The 21,669-nt window shown below is 63.4% G+C and carries 25 protein-coding genes; 20 read left to right on the top strand and 5 right to left on the bottom strand.

The features are described 5' to 3' along the window. Window positions 1–17: 17 nt before the first annotated feature. A complete protein-coding gene (gene mscL / locus FAY22_RS01615) occupies window positions 18–434 on the bottom strand; it encodes a large conductance mechanosensitive channel protein MscL (protein ID WP_146328619.1) in 417 nt (138 codons plus the stop codon). A gap of 140 nt (window positions 435–574) precedes the next feature. Between mscL and FAY22_RS01610 the strand changes: the two genes are divergently transcribed. Next, the gene (locus FAY22_RS01610; protein WP_146328618.1) at window positions 575–1,402 is read left to right on the top strand and encodes an HDOD domain-containing protein; all 828 of its coding nucleotides are present in this window, start codon (window positions 575–577) and stop codon (window positions 1,400–1,402) included. Here the strand turns inward: FAY22_RS01610 and FAY22_RS01605 are convergent. Continuing rightward, window positions 1,368–2,402 carry an AraC family transcriptional regulator gene (locus FAY22_RS01605; RefSeq protein ID WP_146328617.1) on the bottom strand — a complete coding sequence of 345 codons (1,035 nt, stop codon included), beginning with the start codon at window positions 2,400–2,402 and terminating at the stop codon, window positions 1,368–1,370. The two genes, FAY22_RS01610 and FAY22_RS01605, sit on opposite strands and share 35 nt — an antisense overlap. Before the next feature lie 115 nt (window positions 2,403–2,517). On the opposite strand from FAY22_RS01605, the gene FAY22_RS01600 reads away from it, so the two are divergent. Then, a complete protein-coding gene (locus tag FAY22_RS01600) occupies window positions 2,518–3,483 on the top strand; it encodes a sterol desaturase family protein (protein ID WP_146328616.1) in 966 nt (321 codons plus the stop codon). Here the strand turns inward: FAY22_RS01600 and FAY22_RS01595 are convergent. Beyond that, window positions 3,467–3,985 (bottom strand): hypothetical protein, encoded by a 519-nt coding sequence (locus tag FAY22_RS01595; protein ID WP_146328615.1) that lies wholly within the window; start codon window positions 3,983–3,985, stop codon window positions 3,467–3,469. The genes FAY22_RS01600 and FAY22_RS01595 overlap by 17 nt on opposite strands. Before the next feature lie 418 nt (window positions 3,986–4,403). On the opposite strand from FAY22_RS01595, the gene FAY22_RS01590 reads away from it, so the two are divergent. Further along, window positions 4,404–5,252, top strand: coding sequence for a type IV pili methyl-accepting chemotaxis transducer N-terminal domain-containing protein (locus FAY22_RS01590; protein ID WP_146328614.1), 849 nt, complete (start codon window positions 4,404–4,406; stop codon window positions 5,250–5,252). A 16-nt stretch (window positions 5,253–5,268) separates the two neighbouring features. Here the strand turns inward: FAY22_RS01590 and FAY22_RS01585 are convergent, their stop codons facing one another. Further along, window positions 5,269–6,549 (bottom strand): HD domain-containing phosphohydrolase, encoded by a 1,281-nt coding sequence (locus tag FAY22_RS01585; protein ID WP_146328613.1) that lies wholly within the window; start codon window positions 6,547–6,549, stop codon window positions 5,269–5,271. A 217-nt stretch (window positions 6,550–6,766) separates the two neighbouring features. On the opposite strand from FAY22_RS01585, the gene FAY22_RS01580 reads away from it, so the two are divergent. Both FAY22_RS01580 and FAY22_RS01575 read left to right on the top strand, forming a co-directional pair. After that, window positions 6,767–7,108, top strand: coding sequence for a zinc ribbon domain-containing protein YjdM (locus FAY22_RS01580; RefSeq protein ID WP_146328612.1), 342 nt, complete (start codon window positions 6,767–6,769; stop codon window positions 7,106–7,108). A gap of 36 nt (window positions 7,109–7,144) precedes the next feature. Then, on the top strand, window positions 7,145–7,492 hold the full coding sequence (locus tag FAY22_RS01575) for a HopJ type III effector protein (protein WP_146328611.1): 348 nt from the start codon (window positions 7,145–7,147) through the stop codon (window positions 7,490–7,492). Window positions 7,493–7,546: 54 nt separating this feature from the next. Here FAY22_RS01575 and FAY22_RS01570 read toward each other — a convergent pair whose 3' ends face one another. Next, complete coding sequence (locus FAY22_RS01570; RefSeq protein ID WP_246860615.1) at window positions 7,547–8,014, bottom strand: hypothetical protein; 468 nt, start codon at window positions 8,012–8,014, stop codon at window positions 7,547–7,549. Between the two features lie 485 nt (window positions 8,015–8,499). Between FAY22_RS01570 and FAY22_RS01565 the strand changes: the two genes are divergently transcribed. The 15 genes from FAY22_RS01565 (at window position 8,500) to FAY22_RS01495 (ending at window position 21,648) form a co-directional block, all read left to right on the top strand. Beyond that, a complete protein-coding gene (locus FAY22_RS01565) occupies window positions 8,500–8,973 on the top strand; it encodes a YbhB/YbcL family Raf kinase inhibitor-like protein (protein ID WP_146328610.1) in 474 nt (157 codons plus the stop codon). A 45-nt stretch (window positions 8,974–9,018) separates the two neighbouring features. Next, window positions 9,019–10,200 carry an SRPBCC family protein gene (locus FAY22_RS01560; RefSeq protein ID WP_146328609.1) on the top strand — a complete coding sequence of 394 codons (1,182 nt, stop codon included), beginning with the start codon at window positions 9,019–9,021 and terminating at the stop codon, window positions 10,198–10,200. A gap of 270 nt (window positions 10,201–10,470) precedes the next feature. Beyond that, window positions 10,471–11,214, top strand: coding sequence for an ABC transporter ATP-binding protein (locus FAY22_RS01555; RefSeq protein WP_146328608.1), 744 nt, complete (start codon window positions 10,471–10,473; stop codon window positions 11,212–11,214). Next, window positions 11,208–13,586 carry an ABC transporter permease gene (locus FAY22_RS01550; RefSeq protein WP_146328607.1) on the top strand — a complete coding sequence of 793 codons (2,379 nt, stop codon included), beginning with the start codon at window positions 11,208–11,210 and terminating at the stop codon, window positions 13,584–13,586. Before FAY22_RS01555 ends, FAY22_RS01550 begins: the two co-directional genes overlap by 7 nt. 3 nt (window positions 13,587–13,589) lie before the next feature. Continuing rightward, window positions 13,590–14,825, top strand: coding sequence for an efflux RND transporter periplasmic adaptor subunit (locus tag FAY22_RS01545; RefSeq protein ID WP_146328606.1), 1,236 nt, complete (start codon window positions 13,590–13,592; stop codon window positions 14,823–14,825). A gap of 462 nt (window positions 14,826–15,287) precedes the next feature. Then, window positions 15,288–16,408, top strand: a protein-coding gene (locus FAY22_RS01540) for an IS3 family transposase (RefSeq protein WP_146333116.1) whose coding sequence is annotated in 2 segments (ribosomal slippage) — window positions 15,288–15,531 and window positions 15,531–16,408 — 1,122 coding nt in all. Because the reading frame shifts where the segments join, the coding sequence is not laid out codon by codon here. Window positions 16,409–16,450: 42 nt separating this feature from the next. Beyond that, on the top strand, window positions 16,451–16,921 hold the full coding sequence (locus FAY22_RS01535) for a hypothetical protein (protein ID WP_146328605.1): 471 nt from the start codon (window positions 16,451–16,453) through the stop codon (window positions 16,919–16,921). A gap of 120 nt (window positions 16,922–17,041) precedes the next feature. Continuing rightward, window positions 17,042–17,515, top strand: a complete 474-nt coding sequence (locus FAY22_RS01530; RefSeq protein ID WP_210411873.1) for a GNAT family N-acetyltransferase — start codon at window positions 17,042–17,044, stop codon at window positions 17,513–17,515. Between the two features lie 48 nt (window positions 17,516–17,563). After that, on the top strand, window positions 17,564–17,959 hold the full coding sequence (locus FAY22_RS01525) for a VOC family protein (protein WP_146328603.1): 396 nt from the start codon (window positions 17,564–17,566) through the stop codon (window positions 17,957–17,959). A gap of 140 nt (window positions 17,960–18,099) precedes the next feature. Further along, a complete protein-coding gene (locus tag FAY22_RS01520; RefSeq protein ID WP_146328602.1) occupies window positions 18,100–18,423 on the top strand; it encodes an EthD family reductase in 324 nt (107 codons plus the stop codon). A 38-nt stretch (window positions 18,424–18,461) separates the two neighbouring features. Next, window positions 18,462–19,766, top strand: coding sequence for a glycosyltransferase (locus FAY22_RS01515; RefSeq protein WP_146328601.1), 1,305 nt, complete (start codon window positions 18,462–18,464; stop codon window positions 19,764–19,766). 54 nt (window positions 19,767–19,820) lie between these two features. Beyond that, entirely contained in the window at window positions 19,821–20,054 is a 234-nt protein-coding gene (locus FAY22_RS22230) for a GDCCVxC domain-containing (seleno)protein (protein ID WP_146333113.1), read from the top strand. 45 nt (window positions 20,055–20,099) lie between these two features. Further along, window positions 20,100–20,537: an SRPBCC domain-containing protein gene (locus FAY22_RS01505; RefSeq protein ID WP_146328600.1), complete on the top strand. Its 438-nt coding sequence runs from the start codon at window positions 20,100–20,102 to the stop codon at window positions 20,535–20,537. 36 nt (window positions 20,538–20,573) lie between these two features. Further along, window positions 20,574–20,954, top strand: coding sequence for a nuclear transport factor 2 family protein (locus FAY22_RS01500; protein WP_146328599.1), 381 nt, complete (start codon window positions 20,574–20,576; stop codon window positions 20,952–20,954). A 91-nt stretch (window positions 20,955–21,045) separates the two neighbouring features. After that, window positions 21,046–21,648 (top strand): trans-aconitate 2-methyltransferase, encoded by a 603-nt coding sequence (locus tag FAY22_RS01495; protein WP_146328598.1) that lies wholly within the window; start codon window positions 21,046–21,048, stop codon window positions 21,646–21,648. Window positions 21,649–21,669: the final 21 nt, after the last annotated feature.

Raw genomic sequence — 21,669 nt, 5'->3', positions numbered from 1 at the left:
GCAAGCGGCCATGGCGGCTACTTCTTCAGGCTGTCACGGATCTCGCGCAGCAGGACGATGTCTTCCGGGGTCGGCGCCGGGGCCGGGGGTGCCGACGGCTTTTCCTTCCTGAAGCGGTTCATCTGCTTGACCATGATAAAGATCACGAAGGCCAGGATGAGAAAGTTGAGCGTCACGGTCAGGAAGTTGCCGTACGCAAGCACGGCGCCCGCCTTCTTCGCTTCGGCCAGCGTGTCGGCGCTCTGGCCTGCCAGCGGCACGAAGTAGTTGCTGAAATCGAGCCCGCCGAACAGCTTGCTCACCACCGGCATGATGACGTCGCCGACCAGCGAATCGACGATCTTGCCGAAGGCGCCGCCGATGATGACGCCGACGGCGAGATCCATGACGTTGCCCTTGACGGCAAACTCCTTGAATTCACTGATGATGCTCATGACACGTTCTCCCTGACAGTATGAAAAAGGCGCCGCCGATTACGGGCGGCTCCCGGAATTATGCCATCCAGGAAAGTCGCTGGCGCAGACGCCGCCGCAGTACAATAAGATTTCCCTGGCAGCCACCACCGCGCGCCCGCATGACGACTCTCCTGACCGGCCTCGCCCCCTGGACCACCTTCCTGAGCAACCAGGAAATCCCGGTGCTGCGGCAAACCGCCCGCGCGCTAGCCGACGTGCGCCAGTATGCAGACAGCGTGGGCGTGCGCAAGATCGCCGCCATCGTGCTCAACGACCCGCTGATGACGGCGCGGGTATTGCGATTCGCCGCCAGCCGCCGCAGCCGGCGCCAGCTGCAGGACCTGTCGACGGTCGAACATGCGGTGATGATGCTCGGCGTCGAGCCTTTCTTCCATCACTTCGCGCACTTCGACATCATCGAGGACCGCCTCAAGCCCTATCCGCAGGCGCTGCTCGGGCTGCTGCACGTGGTGCGGCGCGCGCAGCGCGCGGCGCGCTACGCCCTGGACTGGGCCACCTGGCGCTACGACCTCAACAGCGAGGAAGTGGCGGTCGCCGCGCTGCTGCACGACCTGGCCGAAATGCTGGTCTGGTGCGCGTCGCCGCAGCAAGCCCTGGGCGTGCAGGCGCTGCAGGCGGACAACCTCGCCCTGCGCAGCGCCGACGCCCAGACGGCCGTGCTCGGCTTCGCGCTCAACGACCTGCAAACCGTGCTGTGCAAGGAATGGCAATTGCCGGAACTGCTGGCCGACCTGATGGACGACAAGCACGCCGGGCGCGCGCGGGTGAAGAACGTCAAGCTGGCGGTCGATCTGGCGCGCCACTCGGCCCAGGGCTGGGACGATCCGGCGCTGCCGGACGATTTCCGCGCCATCGCGGCGCTGATGAATATCGACGAGGCGACGCTGCGGCTCAGGCTGGGCCTGCAGCGCACCGGCGCAGACTAGCCAGTCGGCGGCGATAGCGCCCCGGCGAACTTCCCGCCCAGCGCAGAAAGGAGCGGCCGAACGCGCTTTGCTCGGAAAATCCGAGCAGCTGCGCGATGTCGGCCAGCGTCAGGCGCGGGTCGGCCAGATAGGTTTCCGCCAGACGGCGCAGCGTGTCGTCGCGCAATGTCCGAAACCGGTGGCCGCGCTCTTCCAGCCGGCGCCGCAAGGTGCGCGCCGACATGTGCAGTTCCGACGCCACCCGCTCCAAGCTCGGTTCCCCCTCGTGCAACAGGCCGGCGATGCAGCGGCGCACCGTCTGTTCGAAATCGTCGATATCCGGCAAGCCGGCCAGCAAGGCGTCGGCCTGCTGCTCCAGCATGCCGACCAGGGCCGGGTCCGGCTGACGCAGCGGCAGGTTCAGCATCGCCAGCGGAAACTGCACCACGGTTTCGCACTGGGCAAAGCGCACCGGGCAACCGAAAAAACGGAGGTAGGGACGCACGTCGGCGGGTTCCGGATTGACGAAACATACCTTCAGCGGCGACAGGTTCCGGCCGGTGATGTGGCGCGCGAACTGGACCAGCGCGGCAATGCCGCATTCGTCGGCCAGCGCCCCGGGCCGGCCGCGCTCGACGCCCCAGGCCAGCGTGACCGTGTCACCGTCCATGCCGTAGCGCATCGGACTGATGTCATAGATGAGGCGCTGGTAACGCTCCATGCGCTGCAAGGCCGCCGCCATGTTGGCCGAGGCCAGCAGGACGTAGCCCATGATGCCGAAATGGGCCGGCGTGATGGCCTGGCCCAGGCGCAGGCCCAGCAAGGGGTCGTCCAGGTGGCGCGCCGCCTTGTCCAGCAGCTCGCACCAGCACCGCGCCGGATAGCGCACCAGGCCGCGGTCGGCCGCGTCGGGCACCGGTTCGCCCAGCAATGCACGCGCATCGATGGCGCGCGCTTCCAGGTGCTCGAACAGCAGGCGCACGTAGGCCCCCGGCACTTCGCCGCGCACGTCCGTCGCCATTGATGTCGCCTCCTCGTTCATGGCCAGAAGTGTCCAAAAACTGTCCCGGCTTGTCAATCCGGCATGCCGCGATTGCGCTCAAATAGCGGTGTCATGGTCGGCGAGGGGAATAACGATGGAAGCATTCGTCAATGCGGCGCATGCGTGGCTGGCGGCGCTGCTCGGCCCGCAGGTGGACTGGAAGCAGGTGCTGTTGATCGGCATGTCGCCGGTCTTCCTGCTCGCCTTCATGCTGGAATTCGCGGTGGAAAAGCGACGCGGACGCGCGGACAAGTTTCACTTGAAGGAGATCGCCGCCAATCTGGCGCTGGGGGGCAGCTACCAGATCATGGAAGCGCTTGCCTGGGTGGCGGCCACCGGCGGCGTGTTCGCGCTGGTCTACCGGCACCGCCTGTTCGACATCCCCGTCAACGGCTGGACGGTGCTGCCGATCTTCGTGCTGGTGGAGTTTTGCTATTACTGGTTCCACCGCTGTTCGCACCGCGTGCGCTGGTGGTGGGCGGCGCATGTGCCGCACCACAGCGGACAGACCATGAATTTCACCACCGCGATGCGCCAGAGCCTGCTCAACGCATTTGTCGGCACCTTCGTGTTCTACCTGCCGCCGGTGCTGCTGGGCGTGCCGCCGGCGGTGGTGATGTTCATGCTGGCTGTGGACCTGAGTTACCAGTATTTCGTGCATACCGAATGCGTCGGCAAGCTGCCGGCGTGGTACGAGTACATCTTCGACACGCCGTCCAACCACCGCGTGCACCACGGCCGCAATCCGCAGTACATCGACAAGAACTATGGCGGCGTGCTGATCATCTTCGACCGCCTGTTCGGCACCTACGAACCGGAAGTGGCGCCTGTCGACTACGGCATTCCGCGCCAGATCCGCTCGTACAATTTCCTGGTGCTGAACTGCCACGAGTTCGTCGACATGCTGCGCGATGTCCTGGCGCCCGGGCCGTGGCGCGACCGGCTCAGGCATCTATGGATGCCGCCGGACTGGAACCGCCCGGGCCACGAGCGCGCCAGCACCTGGGCCACGGACGAGTGCTCACCGGCGGCAAAGCGTCAGACTAGAAATATTTCTTGAGGACTTCGCCGAATGCCTCTTCCGCGGACTTGCCTTGCTTCATCAGGGCCGTGATCTCGTCCGAATATTCGGAAATCGTCGGCGGCAGCATCTGGCGATTATTCTTGAAATATTCGTAGCGCTGCGCGGCGAACTGCTCTTCCAGGCGGGCTGCGCTGGTGCGCGGCGTGCCGCCGCCGGAGCGCGCCACGCGCGCGCCGCGCGGTGCGGCGGTGCGCACGCCGGCGATCGCCGCCTTGATCTGGTCGAGCGTATAAATCTGCGTTGCGTTGACGCCGGCGAATTCTTCCTCGGAAGGGCGCAACAGGTGGTGGTTGCGGTCGAACGCCATCGTCTTGTCGAGCGACGTGAGGACCTGGTAGCTCGGCTCGGCGCCGATGCTGACGCGGGAAAATTGCACACGGTCGCCATAATCGACCATCTTGGCCATGACGCCCTTGAGATACTCGACCGGAAGGCTGTCGAAATTGCCGTTCCAGCGCTTGCTTCTAGATGTAACCAATCTGCTCTGCTTTCAAAAAAGTTGCTCGTTTACCTACAACCTGCACGCGCCGCAAGCGGCCTCGCCAGGCAGGGTGCGCATTATCCTCTGATTATCCTCCGTATTGAAGGAACACGCTTTGATCCATCGGGTCTGCGCTCGTTCTGCCTGTTGCCCGGCCGAATTGCGAGGCTGGAGAAAACCGACGGCCGCGCGGGGCGCACTGCCATGATCACGGTACAGCATTCGCCGCGTTTCGCCTTGCGCAATGCCGACGCTCCTGCGCGGCAGATGAACTAGTTGCCCCTCCACCAATCGGATAAGTACGCCCTCCCCCGAGCTACGTATTGGCATCCTCATTGCGTATTGCCAATATTGGCATGCCCGCCCTGTGCGGCTTCGGGAATGCCCACGACATGAATTGAGGATAAAAGTAAGTATGCTGCGACGAGCAATGTTGGCGATTTCGATTTCCTGCCTCGGCGCCGGCTTCATCGCCGCCGCCGTCGCCGCCCCGGCAGGCGAAACGGCGCGCGCAGAACCTTCGCGCGGCGAACTCGTCAACGAATCGGGCCGGCTGCGCATGCTGGCCGAACGCATGGGCAAGGCCTACGCGCAAATCGCGCTGAACGTCATGCCCGACAAGGCGCGCGAACAGATCGCGCAGTCGCAAAAGCGGTTCGAGGACAATCTCAAGTTCGTCGCGCGCGGCGCCGGCACGCCTGAACTCAAGAGCCAGCTGTACGCGGTCACCATCGCCTACCGCTCCTATACGCTCGCCCTGTCCGCGCCGCCGGCCAGGGACAGCGTGCTGCTGGCGCACCGCCAGACGGAACAGGTGGTGCTCGAAGCGGACCGCCTCACGGCGGCGTTCGAGGCGCAAGCGCCGGCCGGCACCGCCAAGATCGTCAATATCTCGGGACGCCAGCGCATGCTGTCGCAACGCCTGGCCCGGTTGTATTTTGCCTCTGCGCTCAACGGCAACAACAAGAGCGACATCGAGAAATACCGCCTCGAATTCAAGAACGCGCTGGCCACGCTGGACGACGCGCCCCTGTCGAGCCCGCAGATCAAGAGCGAGCTGGAACTGGCCAAGACCCAGTGGCTTTTCTTCAACCAGGCCATGCAGGGCATCGGCGACACCGCCAGCAATATCCGCAACGTCGCCACCACCAGCGAGCGCCTGCTCGAAACGATGGACAACATCACCGCCATGTACAGCAATTCGCTCAAGTACATGGTCGGCGCCTCCGGCTTGCCCGCCTGGGTCGGGTCCGGCATCGCCTGAGCCGGCCTCGCCGCGACTACGAGGCTGCGGCCTGCGCCACGCCGCGCGATGCAGGCTCGCGCCGCCGCTCCACGAACTGGCCGAATGCGCCCGGATCGCGCCGCACCAGCGCGACCACTTCTCCGTCCAGAACGCCGCGCGCGGCCATGCCGTCGAGGATGCCGACCGACCGTTCCCAGCTCATACCCGCGCGATAGGGCCGATCCTCGGTGAGCGCGGCGAACACGTCGGCCACCGCGACCACGCGCGAGCCGAACGGCATGCCGCGCATCCGGTACGGGTAGCCGCTGCCGTCGATGCGCTCATGGTGCAGCGCTCCGTAGAGCGCGACTTCTTCCAGCCCGGGAACCATCGAGAGAATGCGGTAGGTATGGTAGGGATGCTGCCGCACGATCAGTTCTTCCTGCGCGCTGAGGCCGGCCGGCTTGTCCAGGATTTCCGGCGGCACGGCCAGCTTGCCCAGGTCGTGCAGCTGTCCGGCCAGGCCCAGTATCCGCACCTGCGAGGGCGGCATGCCGGCCAGCTCGCCGATGCGCTGCGCGGCGGCGGCCACGTTGGCGGAATGCAGCACGGTAAACGGGCTGCGGTAATCGATGATGCGCCCCAGCAGCCGCGCCAGCTCGTACAGCGCGTCGGACGCGAGCGCGACCCGGTGCGTGCCGAAATAGGGCCGCAGGATTTCTTCCTTGTACGGGCTGACCAGGTCGAGCCAGAACGATTCGCGCTGCGCGGCCTGCTCGAATGCCGCCACCAAGTCTTCCCGGTACCTGGTGCCGGCATGCGCCCGGATAAGGGCGCGGATGTGGCGCGCCTGCGCCAGGATGTTGTCGCCGCGCCGGGGCAGGATGGCCACGTTGTCGGCCACCCGCAGGATGTGGCTGGCGAGCGGCACCGGCTCGCCGTCGAACTCGGCGCCGCGCCCGCCCTCCCAGTCCACGTGATGAAAGCGGATGGCGCGCGCGGCATTGGCGAACGGCTCGAATTCGTGCAGCAGACGGTAGCCGTCCAGGCCGTGCCGGTGCACATCTTCGCCGCAGTCGCACTCGTGGCCGGGCAGCGCCGATTGCAGCAGCGCCAGCCGACTCGACATGGATACCGCGCCGGCGTCGTGCAGCGCGCCGGCAACCACGATGTCGCGCTTTTGTTCGGCGTCGAGCTGCAGTTCCTCGGCGATGCAGGCGGCGACGTAAGCCGTGCGCTGATGATGATCCGACAGCACGGGAGATAGCAGGTCGAGCGCGCGCGACACGCACAGGACGACGTCGAAGTATCGGATGTTGGACTGGCTTTCCGGCATGTTCCGCACCTTTTCAGCGCAGCGGCGCCGGCGCGGCGCCGCACTCCTTGCTGTCCATTATGGTTCCGAAACACTTGCGTGCCGCACCAGTAAAACAGTTCTCTGCGGAATTACTTGACTCCTGTCAAATAGCAGCCGCGGCGCCCGTTTGCGCGGCCGTGCCGCCGGCGTCGGTTATACTTCAGCCCCCAATCATTTCTGCAATCGTCGAGGAATCATGTCTGCCCTACCCCCCTGCCCCCAATGCGCCATGGAGAACACTTATCCGGACGCGGACAACTATGTGTGCGCCGACTGCGGCCACGAGTGGCCGCAAGCGCAGGCCGCGCAGGCGGAGGAGCCCGCCGACATGGTGGTCAAGGATGCCAACGGCAACGTGCTGGCCGACGGCGACGCGGTGGTGCTGATCAAGGATCTGAAAGTGAAGGGCTCGTCCATCACCCTGAAGATGGGCACCAAGGTCAAGAGCATCCGCCTGGTCGGCGGCGATCATGAAGTGGACTGCAAGATGGATGCAGGCAATTTCATGCTCAAGGCTTGCTATCTGCGCAAGGCGTGAGCCGCTTCTTCAGATCAACCTGTTCCAGCCTAAAAAATGAAAATCGACGCTTTTCTCAAGAAACTCAACGATGCGCCCGAGTCCGTCAGCTTCGACGACACCATGGCGGTCATCGGCGACGCCTATGAATTCACGCCGGCCGCCTTCACCAATGGCGCGCTCAGGAACGAGGCCGGCCAGAATTCCGGCTCGTGCAAGCTGTTTGCATTCGCCAAACTGAATGCCTTGTCGGAGCAGCAGACGCTGGCATGCTTCGGCGCGTACTACCGCGAGGACGTGTTGAAGAACCCGGACGGCAGCGACCACCAGAACATCCGCAATTTCATGAAAACCGGCTGGTCCGGCGTGCAGTTCGACAGCATGCCGCTGCGCCCCAAGGCGTAATCCTTCTCGCAGCGGATCAGGGCGCGCCATGCCTGCGCCCTGATTCTTCCGCGCTCAAGCCGTCATCACGACCGCCTGCTTGCCGTAGGCGACCACATGACCGCCGTTTTCCCGCTGCCACCGGCGGGCAGCGGCCTGGTCGGCGAACCACAGCTGGTTGAAATCGCCAAAAGCGCCCAAGTCCACCCGAAACCGGTCCAGCTCGGCAGCCGGCCGGCGTTCGATGTCTCGCTTGCAATCGGCCCAGCTCGCATAACCGAGTTCCGCCGCCAGCGTGCGCAGCATGTGCTTGAGCTGCAGGCTTGTGCGCGCGTGATACAGCTCGGCGAGCCGCCCGAACGGCAGGATGCCCGCCGCGTGCACGCGCCGCGCCACCGGCAGCGCATCGCTCGGGCGCTCCGAATGGACGTCATTCAGCATGCGGCGCGCATGGCGGCGCAGGAAATCCGCGTTGGATTGGGTGGAAAGATGCCGGGAAAAAGTAAAACGCATACCGTCTTCCATGGTGAGTCCCTTTGTCATTTACGTGCCGTTCCCGCTGCGGCAAGGGTTGGATAACAGGTATGGATAGAAACAACGGCCGTCATCGACGGTGGCAGGCGCGCTGGCTTTTGCGGGAGCGGGCTTCCTGCGTGGCCCGGCGGCGATATTAGCACAAGCCGGGCGGCAGCATCGCCGCCATGTCGCGCGGCCCGAGCGACAGGCCGGCGCCCGCAAAGCCACGACATGACGGCGCTTCCAGAAGCAACGGCCAAATGCGCGGCAATGTCATTTCCCGGTTGAACATGCAGAAGGATGCGCGTGCGTCCTTTGATATCGCTCAAATAATCAAATTTTCAAGCGCACCAACCGGAAAAACGGGCTTCATAAACGAGAGATTCAAAAGCGAAAGCCCACTTCCGTTTGTCACGGCATCCGCACAAGATGCGGATGGAGCGGCCTGTCACGCTGCCCGCCGCCTGGCCCCGGCGCACAGCCGGTCGGGAGCGGGAAAAAGGAATGATGTGATGAGCCTGACCCTCTCTTCCGCCGCATTCGATGCCGGCGCCAGCATTCCGCCGGCACACACTTGCGACGGCGGCGACGTTTCTCCTCCATTGTCCTGGTCCGGCGTGCCGCCCGGCACGCGCAGCCTGGCGCTGATCGTGGACGATCCGGACGCGCCCGATCCCGCCGCGCCGCAACGGGTATGGGTGCACTGGGTGCTCTACAACATCCCGCTGGAGGCGAGCGGCCTGCCGCAGGGCGCGCACGGCGACGCCCTCCCGCCCGGCACGCGCGAGGGGAAAAACGACTGGAAGCGCACCGGCTACGGCGGCCCCTGCCCGCCCATCGGCCGCCATCGCTATTTCCACAAGCTCTATGCGCTCGACACCGTCCTGCCCGACCTGAGCCAGCCGAGCAAGCGCGATCTCGAGCACGCCATCGAGGGCCATGTGCTCGAACGGGCCGAGCTGATCGGCCTGTACCAGCGCCGGTAACGTCGCGCCGGACCGTGTCGCATGCCGACAGATAAGGAGATCACCGTGAACACCGAATCCGCAACGACTCAGAGATGGGCCACCCTGCTGGGCGCGGCCGTGCTGGGCGCGGCCGGAATGTATTTTTCCGATCCCGGGCGCGGCCGGCGCCGGCGCGCGCTGGTACGGGACCAGATGCTCCATGCGCGGACCAGTGCGGCGCGCGGCACGGATGTCGCCATGCGCGATCTTTACAACCGGCTGGTCGGCCTGCAGGCGCGCGCGCGCAACCTGCTGTCCCGGCGCGGCGCGATGGCCGACGACGATCTGGTGGTGGCGCGCGTGCGCGCCAGGCTCGGCCGCGTGGTGTCGCATCCGCACGCCATCGAGGTCGCCGCGCAGCAGGGACAGGTCAGCCTGCGCGGACCGGTTCTGGCACACGAAAAGGACAACCTGCTGCGCTCGGTGCGCGCGGTGGCCGGCGTCGCCGGCATCGACGACCGGCTGCAAGCGTACAAGCGCCCTGCCGGCGTATCCAGCCTGCAGGGCGGCAATCCGAGATTGGGGATGCGCTCCAGATTCGTGCAGGAGAACTGGACGCCGGCGCTGCGCGGCGCGGCGATCGCCGGCGGTGGCGCGCTGGCCGTGCTCGGCCTGATGCGGCGGCGGCCGGGCGCCCTCGCGCTGGCAGCGGCCGGCCTGACGCTGGCCGCGCGCGCCCTGAGCAACCGCCCGGTGCGGCGACTGACCGGCTTCCATGCCGGCCACCGCGCGGTCGACCTGCAAAAGACCATCGACATAGCGGCCTCTCCGCAGGCAGTGTGGGATGCCTGGGCCAACTACGAAAATTTCCCCCGCTTCATGTCCCACGTGCTGGAAGTGCGCGACCTGGGCGACCTGCGCTCGCACTGGGCGGTGCAAGGGCCGATGGGCGCGCGCATCGAATGGAATGCCAGCCTGACCGAGTGCAAGCGTCCTTCCGTCATCGCCTGGACCAGTGAACCCGGCGCGGTGGTGGAACATAGCGGCATCGTGCGCTTCGAGCCGTCCGACACCGGCACGCGCGTCAGCGTGCGGCTATCCTACAATCCGCCGGCCGGCGCCCTCGGGCATGGCGTGGCGGTGCTGCTCGGCAGCGACCCGAAACGCGAGATGGACGACGACCTGATGCGCATGAAAAGCTTCATCGAGACCGGCATCCTGCCGCACGATGCGGCGCAGCGCAGCGCCAGCCAGGTCCTGCACTGAGGTGCGCGCCCAGCCAGAAAGCCTCCGCTGGCGCTGGCCTCCGCAATCTTCAGCCAGATGGCGCAACGCGGGCCATATCATCGCCCGTCCCTGGCTGACCGGAGAACCGCGGAATACGCGCAGAGGCAGGCCGGCATACGAAGCGAAAAAGCATGGCAAGAACCGGGGGGCGTTTGCCGAATCGGGCGCATTAGTGCCTGATTGACATGGATCATTGAAATCGGCGGAAGCGGCAATTACGGTAGGCCGATCCCAACCCGGACAACCACCATGCCGCTTCCTGACACGCCCGCCGTGCCGACCGATCCGCACCGTTCCGTATTCCGGCTGCGCGGCGTTTCCAAGATCTACACCATGGGCGAAGTGCGCGTGCCCGCGCTGATGGATGTCGACCTCGACCTGTACGACGGCGAGTTCGTGGTCCTGCTGGGCGCATCCGGCAGCGGCAAATCGACCCTGCTCAACATCCTGGGCGGGCTCGACACGCCCACCTCCGGCAGCGTCGCCTACCTGGACCATGACCTGAGCCATGCGGGCGATGCCGGCCTGACGCGCTTTCGGCGCGAGCACGTCGGCTTCGTGTTCCAGTTCTACAACCTGATCCCCAGCCTGACCGCCCTGGAGAACGTGCGACTGGTCACCGAGATCAGCCCGTCGCCGATGGATGCCGCCCAAGCATTGCAACTGGTCGGCCTGGCTGACCGCATGCATCACTTCCCGGCGCAGATGTCGGGCGGCGAGCAGCAGCGGGTGGCGATCGCGCGCGCCATCGCCAAGCGCCCCGACGTGCTGCTGTGCGACGAGCCGACCGGCGCGCTCGACTTCCGCACCGGAAAGCTGGTGCTGCAGGTACTCGAGCGCATCAACTGCGAGCTCGGCACCACCACCGTCGTCATCACGCACAACGCCGCCATCGCCGGCATGGCGCACCGCGTGGTATCGATCAGCAGCGGCCGCATCACCCGCATCGAGCAGAATGCGACGCGCCTGTCGCCGGAAGAGGTGGCATGGTGAGCGCTTTTGCGCTATCCCCGCTCGACCTGAAGCTGCTGCGCGACCTGTGGCGCATGCGCGGCCAGGCATTGGCCATCGCACTGGTGGCGATGTGCGGCATTGCCACCTTCGTCACCATGCGCGGCGGCTACGAGGCACTGCTGGCGGCGCAAGCCGCGTACTACGAGCATTACCGCTTCGCCGACGTGTTCGTCAACGTCAAGCGCGCCCCGCTGTCCCTGCTCGACCGGGTGCGCGCCATCCCCGGCGTCAACGAAGTAGACGGGAGAGTGGTGTTCGATGCCTCGCTCGACGTGCCCGGACTGGACGAGCCCGCCACCGGCCGGCTGGTATCACTGCCGCCGAAGCCCGACACCGGGCTGAACCGAGTCCATCTGCGCGCCGGGCGCCTGCCGCAGGCCGAGGGCCGGCGCGAGGTGCTGGTCAGCGAAGCGTTTGCCCAGGCCAACAGCCTGAAGCCGGGCGACAGCCTCGCGGCCATCATCAATGGCCGCAAGGAGCGGCTGCGCATCGTCGGCATCGCGATTTCTCCCGAATACGTCGCCGAAATCAACGGCAACAGCTTCCCCGACAACCGGCGCTTCGGCGTGATGTGGATGACGCGCGACGAACTGGCCGCCGCGCTCGACATGCGCGACGCCTTCAACGACCTGTGCGTGACGCTCGCGCCGCATGCGAGCGAAAAGCGCGTCATCGAACAGCTCGACACGCTGCTGGGCGCCTACGGCTCGCTCGGCGCCTACGGCCGCGAAGACCATGTGTCGCACCATTTCCTGGCCAACGAGCTGGCGTCGAACAAGGTCAGCTCGAGCATCATTCCCGCGATCTTCCTGGGCGTCGCCGCCTTCCTGATCCATAACGTGCTGCTGCGGATCACCGCGCTGCAGCGCGCGCAGATCGCCCTGCTCAAGAGTTTCGGTTACGGCAGCGCGGCCGTCGGCGCGCACTACCTGAAGTTTGCCCTGCTGACCGTGATGACGGGCGCGCTCGCCGGCATCGGTCTCGGCAGCTGGCTGGGCAACGGTCTGGCGGTGCTGTACGCGCGCTTCTACCATTTCCCCGAGCTGGAGCTGAGGCTGTCGGCGTTTTCCATGTCGGTCTCGCTGCTGGCGGCCGTGGCGGCGGCCTCGGTGGGCGCGGCATTCGCCGTCAGGCGCGTGCTGGCGCTGGCGCCGGCGGAGGCCATGCGCCCCGAGGCGCCCGCGCATTTCAAGCCCGGCCCGCTGGAACGTCTCGGCCTGCAGCGCTTCATGCCGCTGCCGCTGCGCATGGTGCTGCGCAACCTCGAACGCAATCCGGCCAAGGCGCTGCTGTCCATCCTCGGCCTGGCGCTGGCGATGTCGCTGCTGGTCAGCGGCCAGTACACCTTCGACGCGCTCAACGAAATCATCCGCCTGCAGTTCCGCACCGCCCAGCGCGACGACGTGACGGTAGCCTTCAACGAGCGGCGCGACGTCGCGGTGGCGCACAATCTGGCTGCGCTGCCGGGCGTCCTGCGGGTCGAGCCGTTCGACAGCGTGCTGGTCCGGATGCGTTTCGGGCATCGCAGCAAGAAGACCGTCGTCAACGGGCTGGCGCCGGGCCGCGAGTTGCGCATGGTGCTCGACGAGCGCGAAAGACCGGTCGACCTGCCGCAGGAAGGCCTGGTGCTGACCAAAATGCTGGCGCAGATCCTGGGCGCGCGCACCGGCGACGTGCTGACGCTGGAACTGCTGCAGGGACAACGCCAGACCGTGCGGGTACGGGTCGCACGCATCGTCGACGAGCCGATCGGCACCTTTTCCTACATGGACCGCGCCGCGCTGGCGCGCCTGATCGCGGAACCGGACAGCGCCGCCGGCGCCTTCCTCGCGGTCGATCCGCAACGCCAGGCCGAACTCTACCGCACGCTCAAGACCGTGCCCGCGATCCGCAGCGTGACCCTGCGCGAGGCGACGCTGCAAAGCTTCCTGTCGACCGTCGCCGAAAACATGAAGATCAACACCTTCGTGCTGGTGGCCTTCGCCTGCGTGATCGCGATGGGCGTGGTGTACAACTCGGCGCGCATCGCCTTGTCCGAACATGCGATCGAACTGGCCAGCCTGCGCATCCTCGGCTTCACCCGCGCCGAAGTCGGCCGCATGCTGCTGGGCGAGCAAAGCCTGCTGACGCTGGCCGCGATCCCGCTCGGATGCGCGCTCGGCTACGGCCTGTCGGCCTGGCTGTCGGTGCTGCTGAGCCAGGAACTGTTCCGCATCCCGCTGGTCGTCAGCAGCCGCACCTTCCTGATCTCGATCGCCGTGGTGCTGGCCTCGGCCACCGTTTCCGGGCTGCTGGTGTGGCGCAAGGTGAAGAAGCTCGATTTGATTGAAGTCCTCAAGACACGTGAATAAGACATGGATTCCCGCATAGAAGCCGCTTCCGTTCAAACCACCGAGCGCCGTCCCCGGCGCGTTCGTACCTGGCTGGGCGCGCTCGCCGCGGCGGCGCTGCTGCTCGCCCTGCTCTGGATGCTGTTCGCGCCCGATCCGATCCAGGTCGAACTGGCCGCCGTCACCCAAGGGCCGATGCAAGTGACCGTTGATAACCAGGGGCAGGTGCGCGCGCACGACAAATACGTGGTAGCCGCGCCGGTAGCGGCGGGGTTGCTGCGGGTCGAGCTGCACGACGGCGACCCGGTGCGGCGCGGACAGCGGGTCGCCACCCTCGATCCCCTGCCGATGGACGCGCGCCAGCGGCAGGAAGCGGCCGCGCGGCTGGACGCGGCCCGCGCTCTGGCGCGCGAAGCGGCGCTACGCGTGCAGCGCGCCGACACCGACCTGAGGTTCGCGGCCGGCGAGCGGGCGCGGGTGGAACGGCTGATCGCCGAACGGTTCGTGTCGCCGCAGGCGCTCGACAAGGCGCTCAGCACGGAAAATGCGGCGCGCGCCGAAGCGTCCGCCGCGCAGTCGCGCACGCAAGCCGCGCAAGCCGACGTGCGGGCGGCGGAGGCAGCCCTGCTTTCCGTCGACAGCAAGGGCGAAGGCCGCAACCTGGAACTGGCGTCCCCGGTCGACGGCTACGTGCTGAAGGTGAATGAGAAAAGCGCGCGCACGGTCGCCGCCGGCACGCCGCTGGTCACGATCGGCGACCCAGCCCGCTACGAAATCGTGGTCGACGTGCTGTCCACCGATGCCGTCAAGGTCAAGCCCGGCGACACGATGCTGCTGGAAGGCTGGGGCGGCGCCAAGACCCTGCGCGCGAAGGTGCGCCTGGTCGAGCCGGTGGCGTTCACCAAGGTCTCGGCGCTGGGCGTGGAGGAGCAGCGCGTCAACGTCATCGCCGACCCGGTCGACGCGCTGGGTCCGCTGGGCGACGGCTACCGGATCGAGGCGCGCATCGTCATCTGGTCCGACGACAAGGCTGTCAAGGTCACGGGCAGCAGCCTGTTTCGCGTCGGCGGCGCCTGGCATGTCTTCGTGGCCGACGACAAGCATGCGCGCGAGCGCGAAGTGCAGGTCGGGCAGCGCAACCAGGACGAGGCGCAGATCCTGTCCGGACTGGCCCCGGGCACGAAAGTCGTGCGGTATCCGAACAACCAGCTGGCGGACGGCGCGCGCATCGCGGCGGCCGGTAGCGACGGCACGCGCTAGGCGGCGGAAACGAAGCGGGATTCGCCTGCGGTACATCCGAGGAACAGGCGGCGGCTTCCAATGCATTCCCGACGCGCTCCCGGCATGGGGTGGCCGGCGCTTTATTGCCACGTATGCAAGATGCTTTTACACTGGAGAGCGCATGAAAGGCCGTCGCCGCTGTCCGTCTTTCACGTTTTTTGTCTGCCCGTATAACTCGGGCCGCCTGCTGGAATTTCGGGCGTGAGGCGGGTAAGCGGCAAACAGATGTCTGTGTTTATTACACATGTCGTCGTGCGTATTGGGCAATCTTGATATCTAAGTATTTAGTTAATCCGAAGTGAACAAATGCAGTCCGATTTAAGGGGGTATTCAGATGCCTAACAACGGTTCATCCCGGAAGACGTATTGCCCATGATGTGCCCCCAATAAAGAGTGCCAATCGGGATCTAGTAAAGTTCGTTTTCGAAAGGGAGAATGAACGTGAAGAAGCGGTTTACCGACGAGCAGATTATTGGATTTCTGAAGCAGGCAGATGCCGGCGTATCGGTCAAAGAGCTGTGTCGACAGCATGGCTTTAGCGATGCATCGTTTTACACCTGGCGCGCCAAATTCGGCGGCATGACGGTGCCGGATGCGAAGCGGCTGCGGGACCTGGAAGCAGAGAATGCCCAGCTCAAGAAACTGTTGGCCGAATCAATGCTGGATGCAGAAGCTCTGAAAGTGGCGTTAGGCCGAAAGCACTGAACCCACAGGCCAAGCGTGAGATGGTCGCAGCGATGCGGGAGAAGACTACGATTTCCGAGCGCCGCGCCTGTCTGCTTGTGGGGCTGTCACGCACTGTCTTGCACTACCAGGGCAAGGCACAACCCGAGAACGAGCAATTGCAGGCTCGCATGGTTGAACTGGCCGGCGAACGCCGCCGCTTTGGCTATCGTCGCCTGCATGCGCTGTTACGACGTGAAGGCATCGAGGCAAATCACAAACGGATCTTTCGTCTTTATCAGGGCGCTGGCCTGGCGGTAAAGCGCCGGCGCAAGCGGCATGGTGTAGCAGTCGAACGGGAGCAACTGGTACTGCCAAGCCGGCCCAATGAAGTATGGTCTATGGATTTCGTCAGCGATGCGCTGGCCAATGGCCGCAGGATCAAGGTGTTGACCATCGTGGACGACTTCACCAAGGAGTCGGTCGACTTGGTGGCTGAGCATGGCATTTCCGGTCACTACGTCGTTCGCGTGCTGGAGCGAGCAGCGCAGTTCCGTGGTTTGCCATCAGCAATCCGAACGGATCAGGGTCCGGAGTTCACCGGCAAGGCATTGGATCAGTGGGCGTATCAGAATGGCGTGCAACTCAAGCTGATTGAGCCGGGCAAGCCAACGCAGAACGCCTACATCGAGAGTTTCAATGGTCGCTTCAGAGATGAATGCCTGAACGACCACTGGTTCACCAGCCTGGCGGAAGCGCGCATTCGAATCGCGGCATGGCGGCGCGATTACAATGAGCATCGGCCGCATAGCGCATTGAACTACCAGACACCAGCCGAATTTGCTGCAAGCTGCCGGACAAACCGGCTGCCAAAGGCCGGCGAGCAGGAAAGAATTTGATGTTTTTAATTGGACTTTGCTAGAAGGCCCCTGGCACTACGAATGGGGGCACATCACCCAGATGACTTTTACAAAGCATTTGCAATCGCAATGCTTCAATGGCAGTCAGTGGAGCACAGCCTCTTCCATCTTTTTTACCGTCTTAGTGATGCATCCGACATAGAGTCCGCTGGCACCGAGTATTACAGACGAAAGAATTTTGGACCGAAATTCGAATTGGTGAAGGAATATGCAAAATCGCTTCCCGAAGAAGCCACAGTAAGGTGGCACTCAATCAAAGAAGAGCTGGCAAGATTATCGGACTATAGAAACGCGTTAGCTCACTTAACGGCAGCGGTCGACTTTAAAGAGGACGACTCCCTTGAGCTTGTGTTAGCTCCCGCGGTATTTTTACCCAAAGCGTTGATCAAAGAGCGGAAAAAGCTGGATGCGGAAGGGTGTGAACAATTGGCATGTGAGTTCGGTAATCTAGCGCGGAATATCCAAGAACTCGTCGGCTTTTTAGATGAATAAGGCAATTTTTGTTCCGAGCAATATCGGTTTGTGTTCGTAGTACTGCATTGCTTAACTCGGAATTCGACACCAACGCCTACTGTGCCGATCAACATAGGCGCTGCGACAAGTGAAATGAGCATGGACTTTACGATTACGCGAGCAATTGCCGACGATGCCCCGGAAGTGGCTGTAATGGTTGGCGAATTGCTGGCCGAAATCATGGGCGCCATCGATGTTCGGGCGTTTAACTTTGATATCGTTGAGACGACCGCCAGGCTCCAGGATTTTATTAACCGTGAAAAGTACTTTGTGTTTATCGCGCGCGATCAGGGCGGGACTCCGGCGGGATTTATCACTCTTTATGAAAGTTATGCCCTATATGCGGAGGGAGCGTTCGGCACTATTCCCGAGCTGTACGTCCGGCCGGCATACCGCGTTAAGAGATTAGGGATGCGCCTGCTGAGTCAGGCGAAATCCTTTGGCAAATCGTGCAATTGGAGGCGATTAGAGGTTACGACCCCGCCGCTTCCGCAATTCGACAGAACGCTGGCATTTTATGAGCGCGAAGGATTCTCCATCAGCGGTGGACGAAAGATAAAGATGTTGCTGTGATCTATAGCCCAGCTTGTTGAGCGGTTAAGCATAGAGAAGGAGTGTGCCGTGTTCTCACACATATTTGTCGGCGTCAGCGACTTTGACCGTGCGCTCGCGTTCTATACGCCACTGATGGAGGTATTAGGCAATAAGCTGCGGTTTTGTGATCGAGAACGTCCATGGGCTGGCTGGGAGTCACATCCAGAACCACGGCCGCTGTTTCTTATCGGAGTGCCGTATGACGGGCATCCGCACGCCCCAGGAAATGGTCAAATGGCGGCATTCCTGGCTCCCACTCGCGAAGTCGTCGATAAAGCCTATCGGGTGGCGTTGAAAACGGGCGGCTTATCCGAGGGCGAGCCGGGCTTGCGACCGGAGTACCATGAGTCCTATTACGGGGCATATTTTAGAGATCCGGAAGGGAACAAGCTTTGTGTTGTCTGCCACAACCAGGAGGCCTAAGGCCGACGTCGCCACTCAACCGGGAAACGCAACCAAGGACTGCCGTTTCGCGCCACGGGCTGCGGTCCTGTTAGCCCGGCGTTGGGCCTGTCCAATCTCGTCACTGCGCACATCCCTTTATCACCATCTGCGAGACGTCAATGGTAAGAATCAGCATCCTGTACCCAAACAACAAAGGTTCACGGTTCAACATTCCCTATTACGTTGAAACCCACATGCCCATGTCCATCAAGCTGCTGAGTGCTCATCCTGGCTTCAAGGGGGTATCTGTCGAGCATGGCCTTGGTGGCGCAGTTCCGGGATCGGAGCCAACCTTCATTGCAATGTGCCACTTCCTCTTCAATTCCGTCGAAGACTTCCTGGCCGCCTTCATGCCCAACGCGCCGGTGCTTCAAGCAGATATGCCGAATTACACGGATATCGAGCCTGTCATTCAATTCAATGAAGTTCTCATTTCCCGATAGGGATATATTGGGCACCCTTTAGTACGGAGCGGCTTCTCATGAGAGTACTGGTTTCCGCAGCCGGCAGTCACGGCGACGTTTTGCCCTTTATTGCGCTCGGCCGGGAATTCGCCGCTCGCGGGCACGAAGTCATCTTGTATGCAAATCCGGCCTTCCGCTCTTATGCGATCGATGCGGCGCTCCCCTTTGTGCCAATAAGCACGGTCGAGGCATACAGAACGCTCTTTAAAGAAACCGACGACAGCAACCCCAACAAAGCGTTCAAGCGTGTGGGAAAAGAAATAGCCGACATCTGCCCCGCCTACTATCGCGCCATGAAAGCGGATATCCTTCCCGGCAGAACAATCACGGTCGGCAATTCCCTGCTGTTTGCGCCGCGCTTGCTGCGGGAAACCGACGGCGTCCCTTGCGCAACCGTCCATCTTGCGCCATCCGTCTTTCAGTCGAATCTGAGCCCGGCACGGCTGGCGCCCCACTGGATCAATGCGCGCACACCGAGGCTCATGAAGCGCTTGGCTTGGTGGATGCTCGACACGATGTTCTACGACCCCAATATTACGGAGCCGTTGAACCGCTTTCGCGCTACGCTTGGCTTGCACCGTGTGGAGCGGATATTTCGTTCCTGGATTCACGAGGCGGATTGTGTGGTCGGCATGTTCCCTGACTGGTTCGCCGAGCCCCAGGACGATTGGCCCAAGCATGTCGTCTTGGCTGGTTTCCCGCTCTATGACCATGGCGAACAGGTCCCGCTGCCTCGGAGCCTTGACGAATTCATCGAGGCTGGACCGCCTCCCGTTGGCTTCTCTGCGGGTACCGCGACGGCTACCGCTCACCGATTTTTCAAAGCCTCTATCGAGGCTTGCCAGGAAGCCGGGTTAAGGGGAATTCTCCTATCGCCTTTCCCTGAGCAAATCCCGGCTTCGCTCCCCGGAAACATCCTTCACGTGAACTATGCGCCGTATAGCGCGCTGCTGCCCAAACTGGCAGCATTTGTCCATCATGGCGGCATCGGATCTACCAGCCAGGCACTACGGGTAGGCGTTCCCCAGCTCATTCGCCCGGTAGCTTACGACCAGTTTGACAATGCACAGCGCGCGGTCCACCTTGGCGTGGCGAAAGAGGTATTATCAAAAAAATATAGCGGGCGAGTCGTTGCGACCGCATTGAATGAGTTAACCGCTGATGAAACGATACGCCGCCGCTGCCAGCAAGTGGCGATGCGCCTTGCCAATGGCGATTCAGTCGCCACTGCCTGTGACACAATTTTGGACCGGCTAGGAGAAATGATGCCTGTTCCATCGGTCGACACCGACCGCGTCACCGCTGGGTATCTTGGCCGGTAAAAACCAACGATGAGCCCGCTGGCGCAACGCATTACCGAGGAGCCTTCCGTGTCAATGCCGGTCATTCTGGAATCCATCATCACTTGTCCCGCATGCGGTCATTCGCGTACGGAAATCATGCCAACCGACGCCTGCCAGTGGTTCTATGAGTGCGGCACTTGCCATGCCGTGTTGCGTCCGAAACCCGGCGACTGCTGCGTGTTTTGCTCTTACGGTTCGGTTCCGTGCCCGCCGGTCCAGCTCGCAGGCAAGTCCTGCTGCGGTTCCGGCAGTTCGTCGGCGCCCTGACCGCCTCTCGTGGTTTAATGAGCGGCATCGACAGCAAAGGCGCAGATGAGCACGTTCAGGACCACCCGACAGTTGGCAGCGGAGCCTGCCGCAGTATTCGCCGCAATCAAGGACCCTGCCCGCCTCGCCACATGGTGGGGGCCGGACGGCTTCTCCAACCGCTTCGACGTGTTCGAGTTCAGGCCCGGCGGCAAATGGGTCTTCAGCATGATCGGGCCGGACGGCAAGGTCTATCCCAATGAATCCGTCTTCACGGAAATCGAGGCCGATCGACGGGTTGTGATCCGGCACATCTCCCAACCGCACTTCCGGCTGACCATCACGCTGGAGCCTTCCTCCGGCGGCACGCTGCTTCGCTGGGAGCAGGCGTTCGACGATGCGTCAGTGGCCCGTTCCATTGCCCATATCGTCGAGCCGGCCAACGAGCAAAACCTCGACCGCCTGAGCACGGAGCTTGGGTCAGGAAATGCATCTGCCGCCTGAGTCGGTATCGGGCGGAAAAACGACAAGGAGTTCTGGATGGATACGTTAACGTCGCCCAAGGAATCGGCCGTCGAGTTCTTGCGGCTGGCAGCAGCGGGGCAAGTGGATGAAGCGTTCAGCCGGTTCGTCGGCCAGACATTTCGCCACCATAATCCGCATTTCGCTGGCGATGCACAATCGCTGAAGGCGGGGATGCGCGAGAATGCGGCCCGATTTCCTCACAAGATATTTGAAGTTCAGCGGACCATCGCGGAAGGTCCGCTCGTCGCCGTTCATTCACGGGTCCGAATGCAACCGGATTCGTCGAGCATTGCGGTAGTTCATGTATTCCGGTTCGAAGGGCAAAAGATTGTCGAGCTATGGGACATCGGCCAGCCCGAACCCGCAACAATCGTGAACCAGCATGGCATGTTTTAACACCGTGCTCCTGCCTCAACCTCCCGTCTTACGGGACGCGTGTCTTTGACGGCGCAAGAATAGCGAACGAAGACGGAAGCGTTTTCCTGACATGAACCGGGAGTCATACAACAAGATTGCGCTGGAATGGGACAACGCGCGGAAAGGCTTTTTCGGGCGGGAACGCGCCTACCTCGATGCCGTGCTGGAGGCCGCGCCCGAGGGGGCAACGATTCTCGACCTGGGATGCGGCACGGGACGCCCGATGGCGGAATACGCGGTATCGCGGGGCTACCGCATTATTGGCGTGGACCAGTCGGAATCCTTGCTCGCTCTGGCGCAGGCCCGCCTCCCGCAGGAGCGCTGGATCCTTGCATCGATTGAAACCGTCGATATCCGCGACGCGTATGCGGGAGCTATTCTCTGGGACTCGCTGTTTCATATACGGCGTTCCGAACACGAAGCCGTATTGGCGGAGGTGGTCGGCAACCTGCCGCGAGGCGGACGCCTCATGGCGACCGTGGGAGGATCGGAGCATCCTCCGTTCACGGACCTCATGTTCGGACAGCGCTTCTTCTATGATTCTCATGCGCCGGCACAGGCCGAACGAATCCTGCGCAGCCTTGGCTGCCGGCTGGTGCTTGCCGAGTTCATGAACGTGCCGGACGGCGCCGCGGACAAGGGCCGCTACGCCATCGTCGCGGAGAGGACGTGACTATGCGCGTCGGACAGCCGA

Source organism: Noviherbaspirillum sp. UKPF54, assembly GCF_007874125.1.
In the GTDB taxonomy this organism is placed as follows: domain Bacteria; phylum Pseudomonadota; class Gammaproteobacteria; order Burkholderiales; family Burkholderiaceae_D; genus Noviherbaspirillum.
Note: the sequence above shows the minus strand (reverse complement) of the source record. Positions and strands in the feature narration are given on the sequence as shown.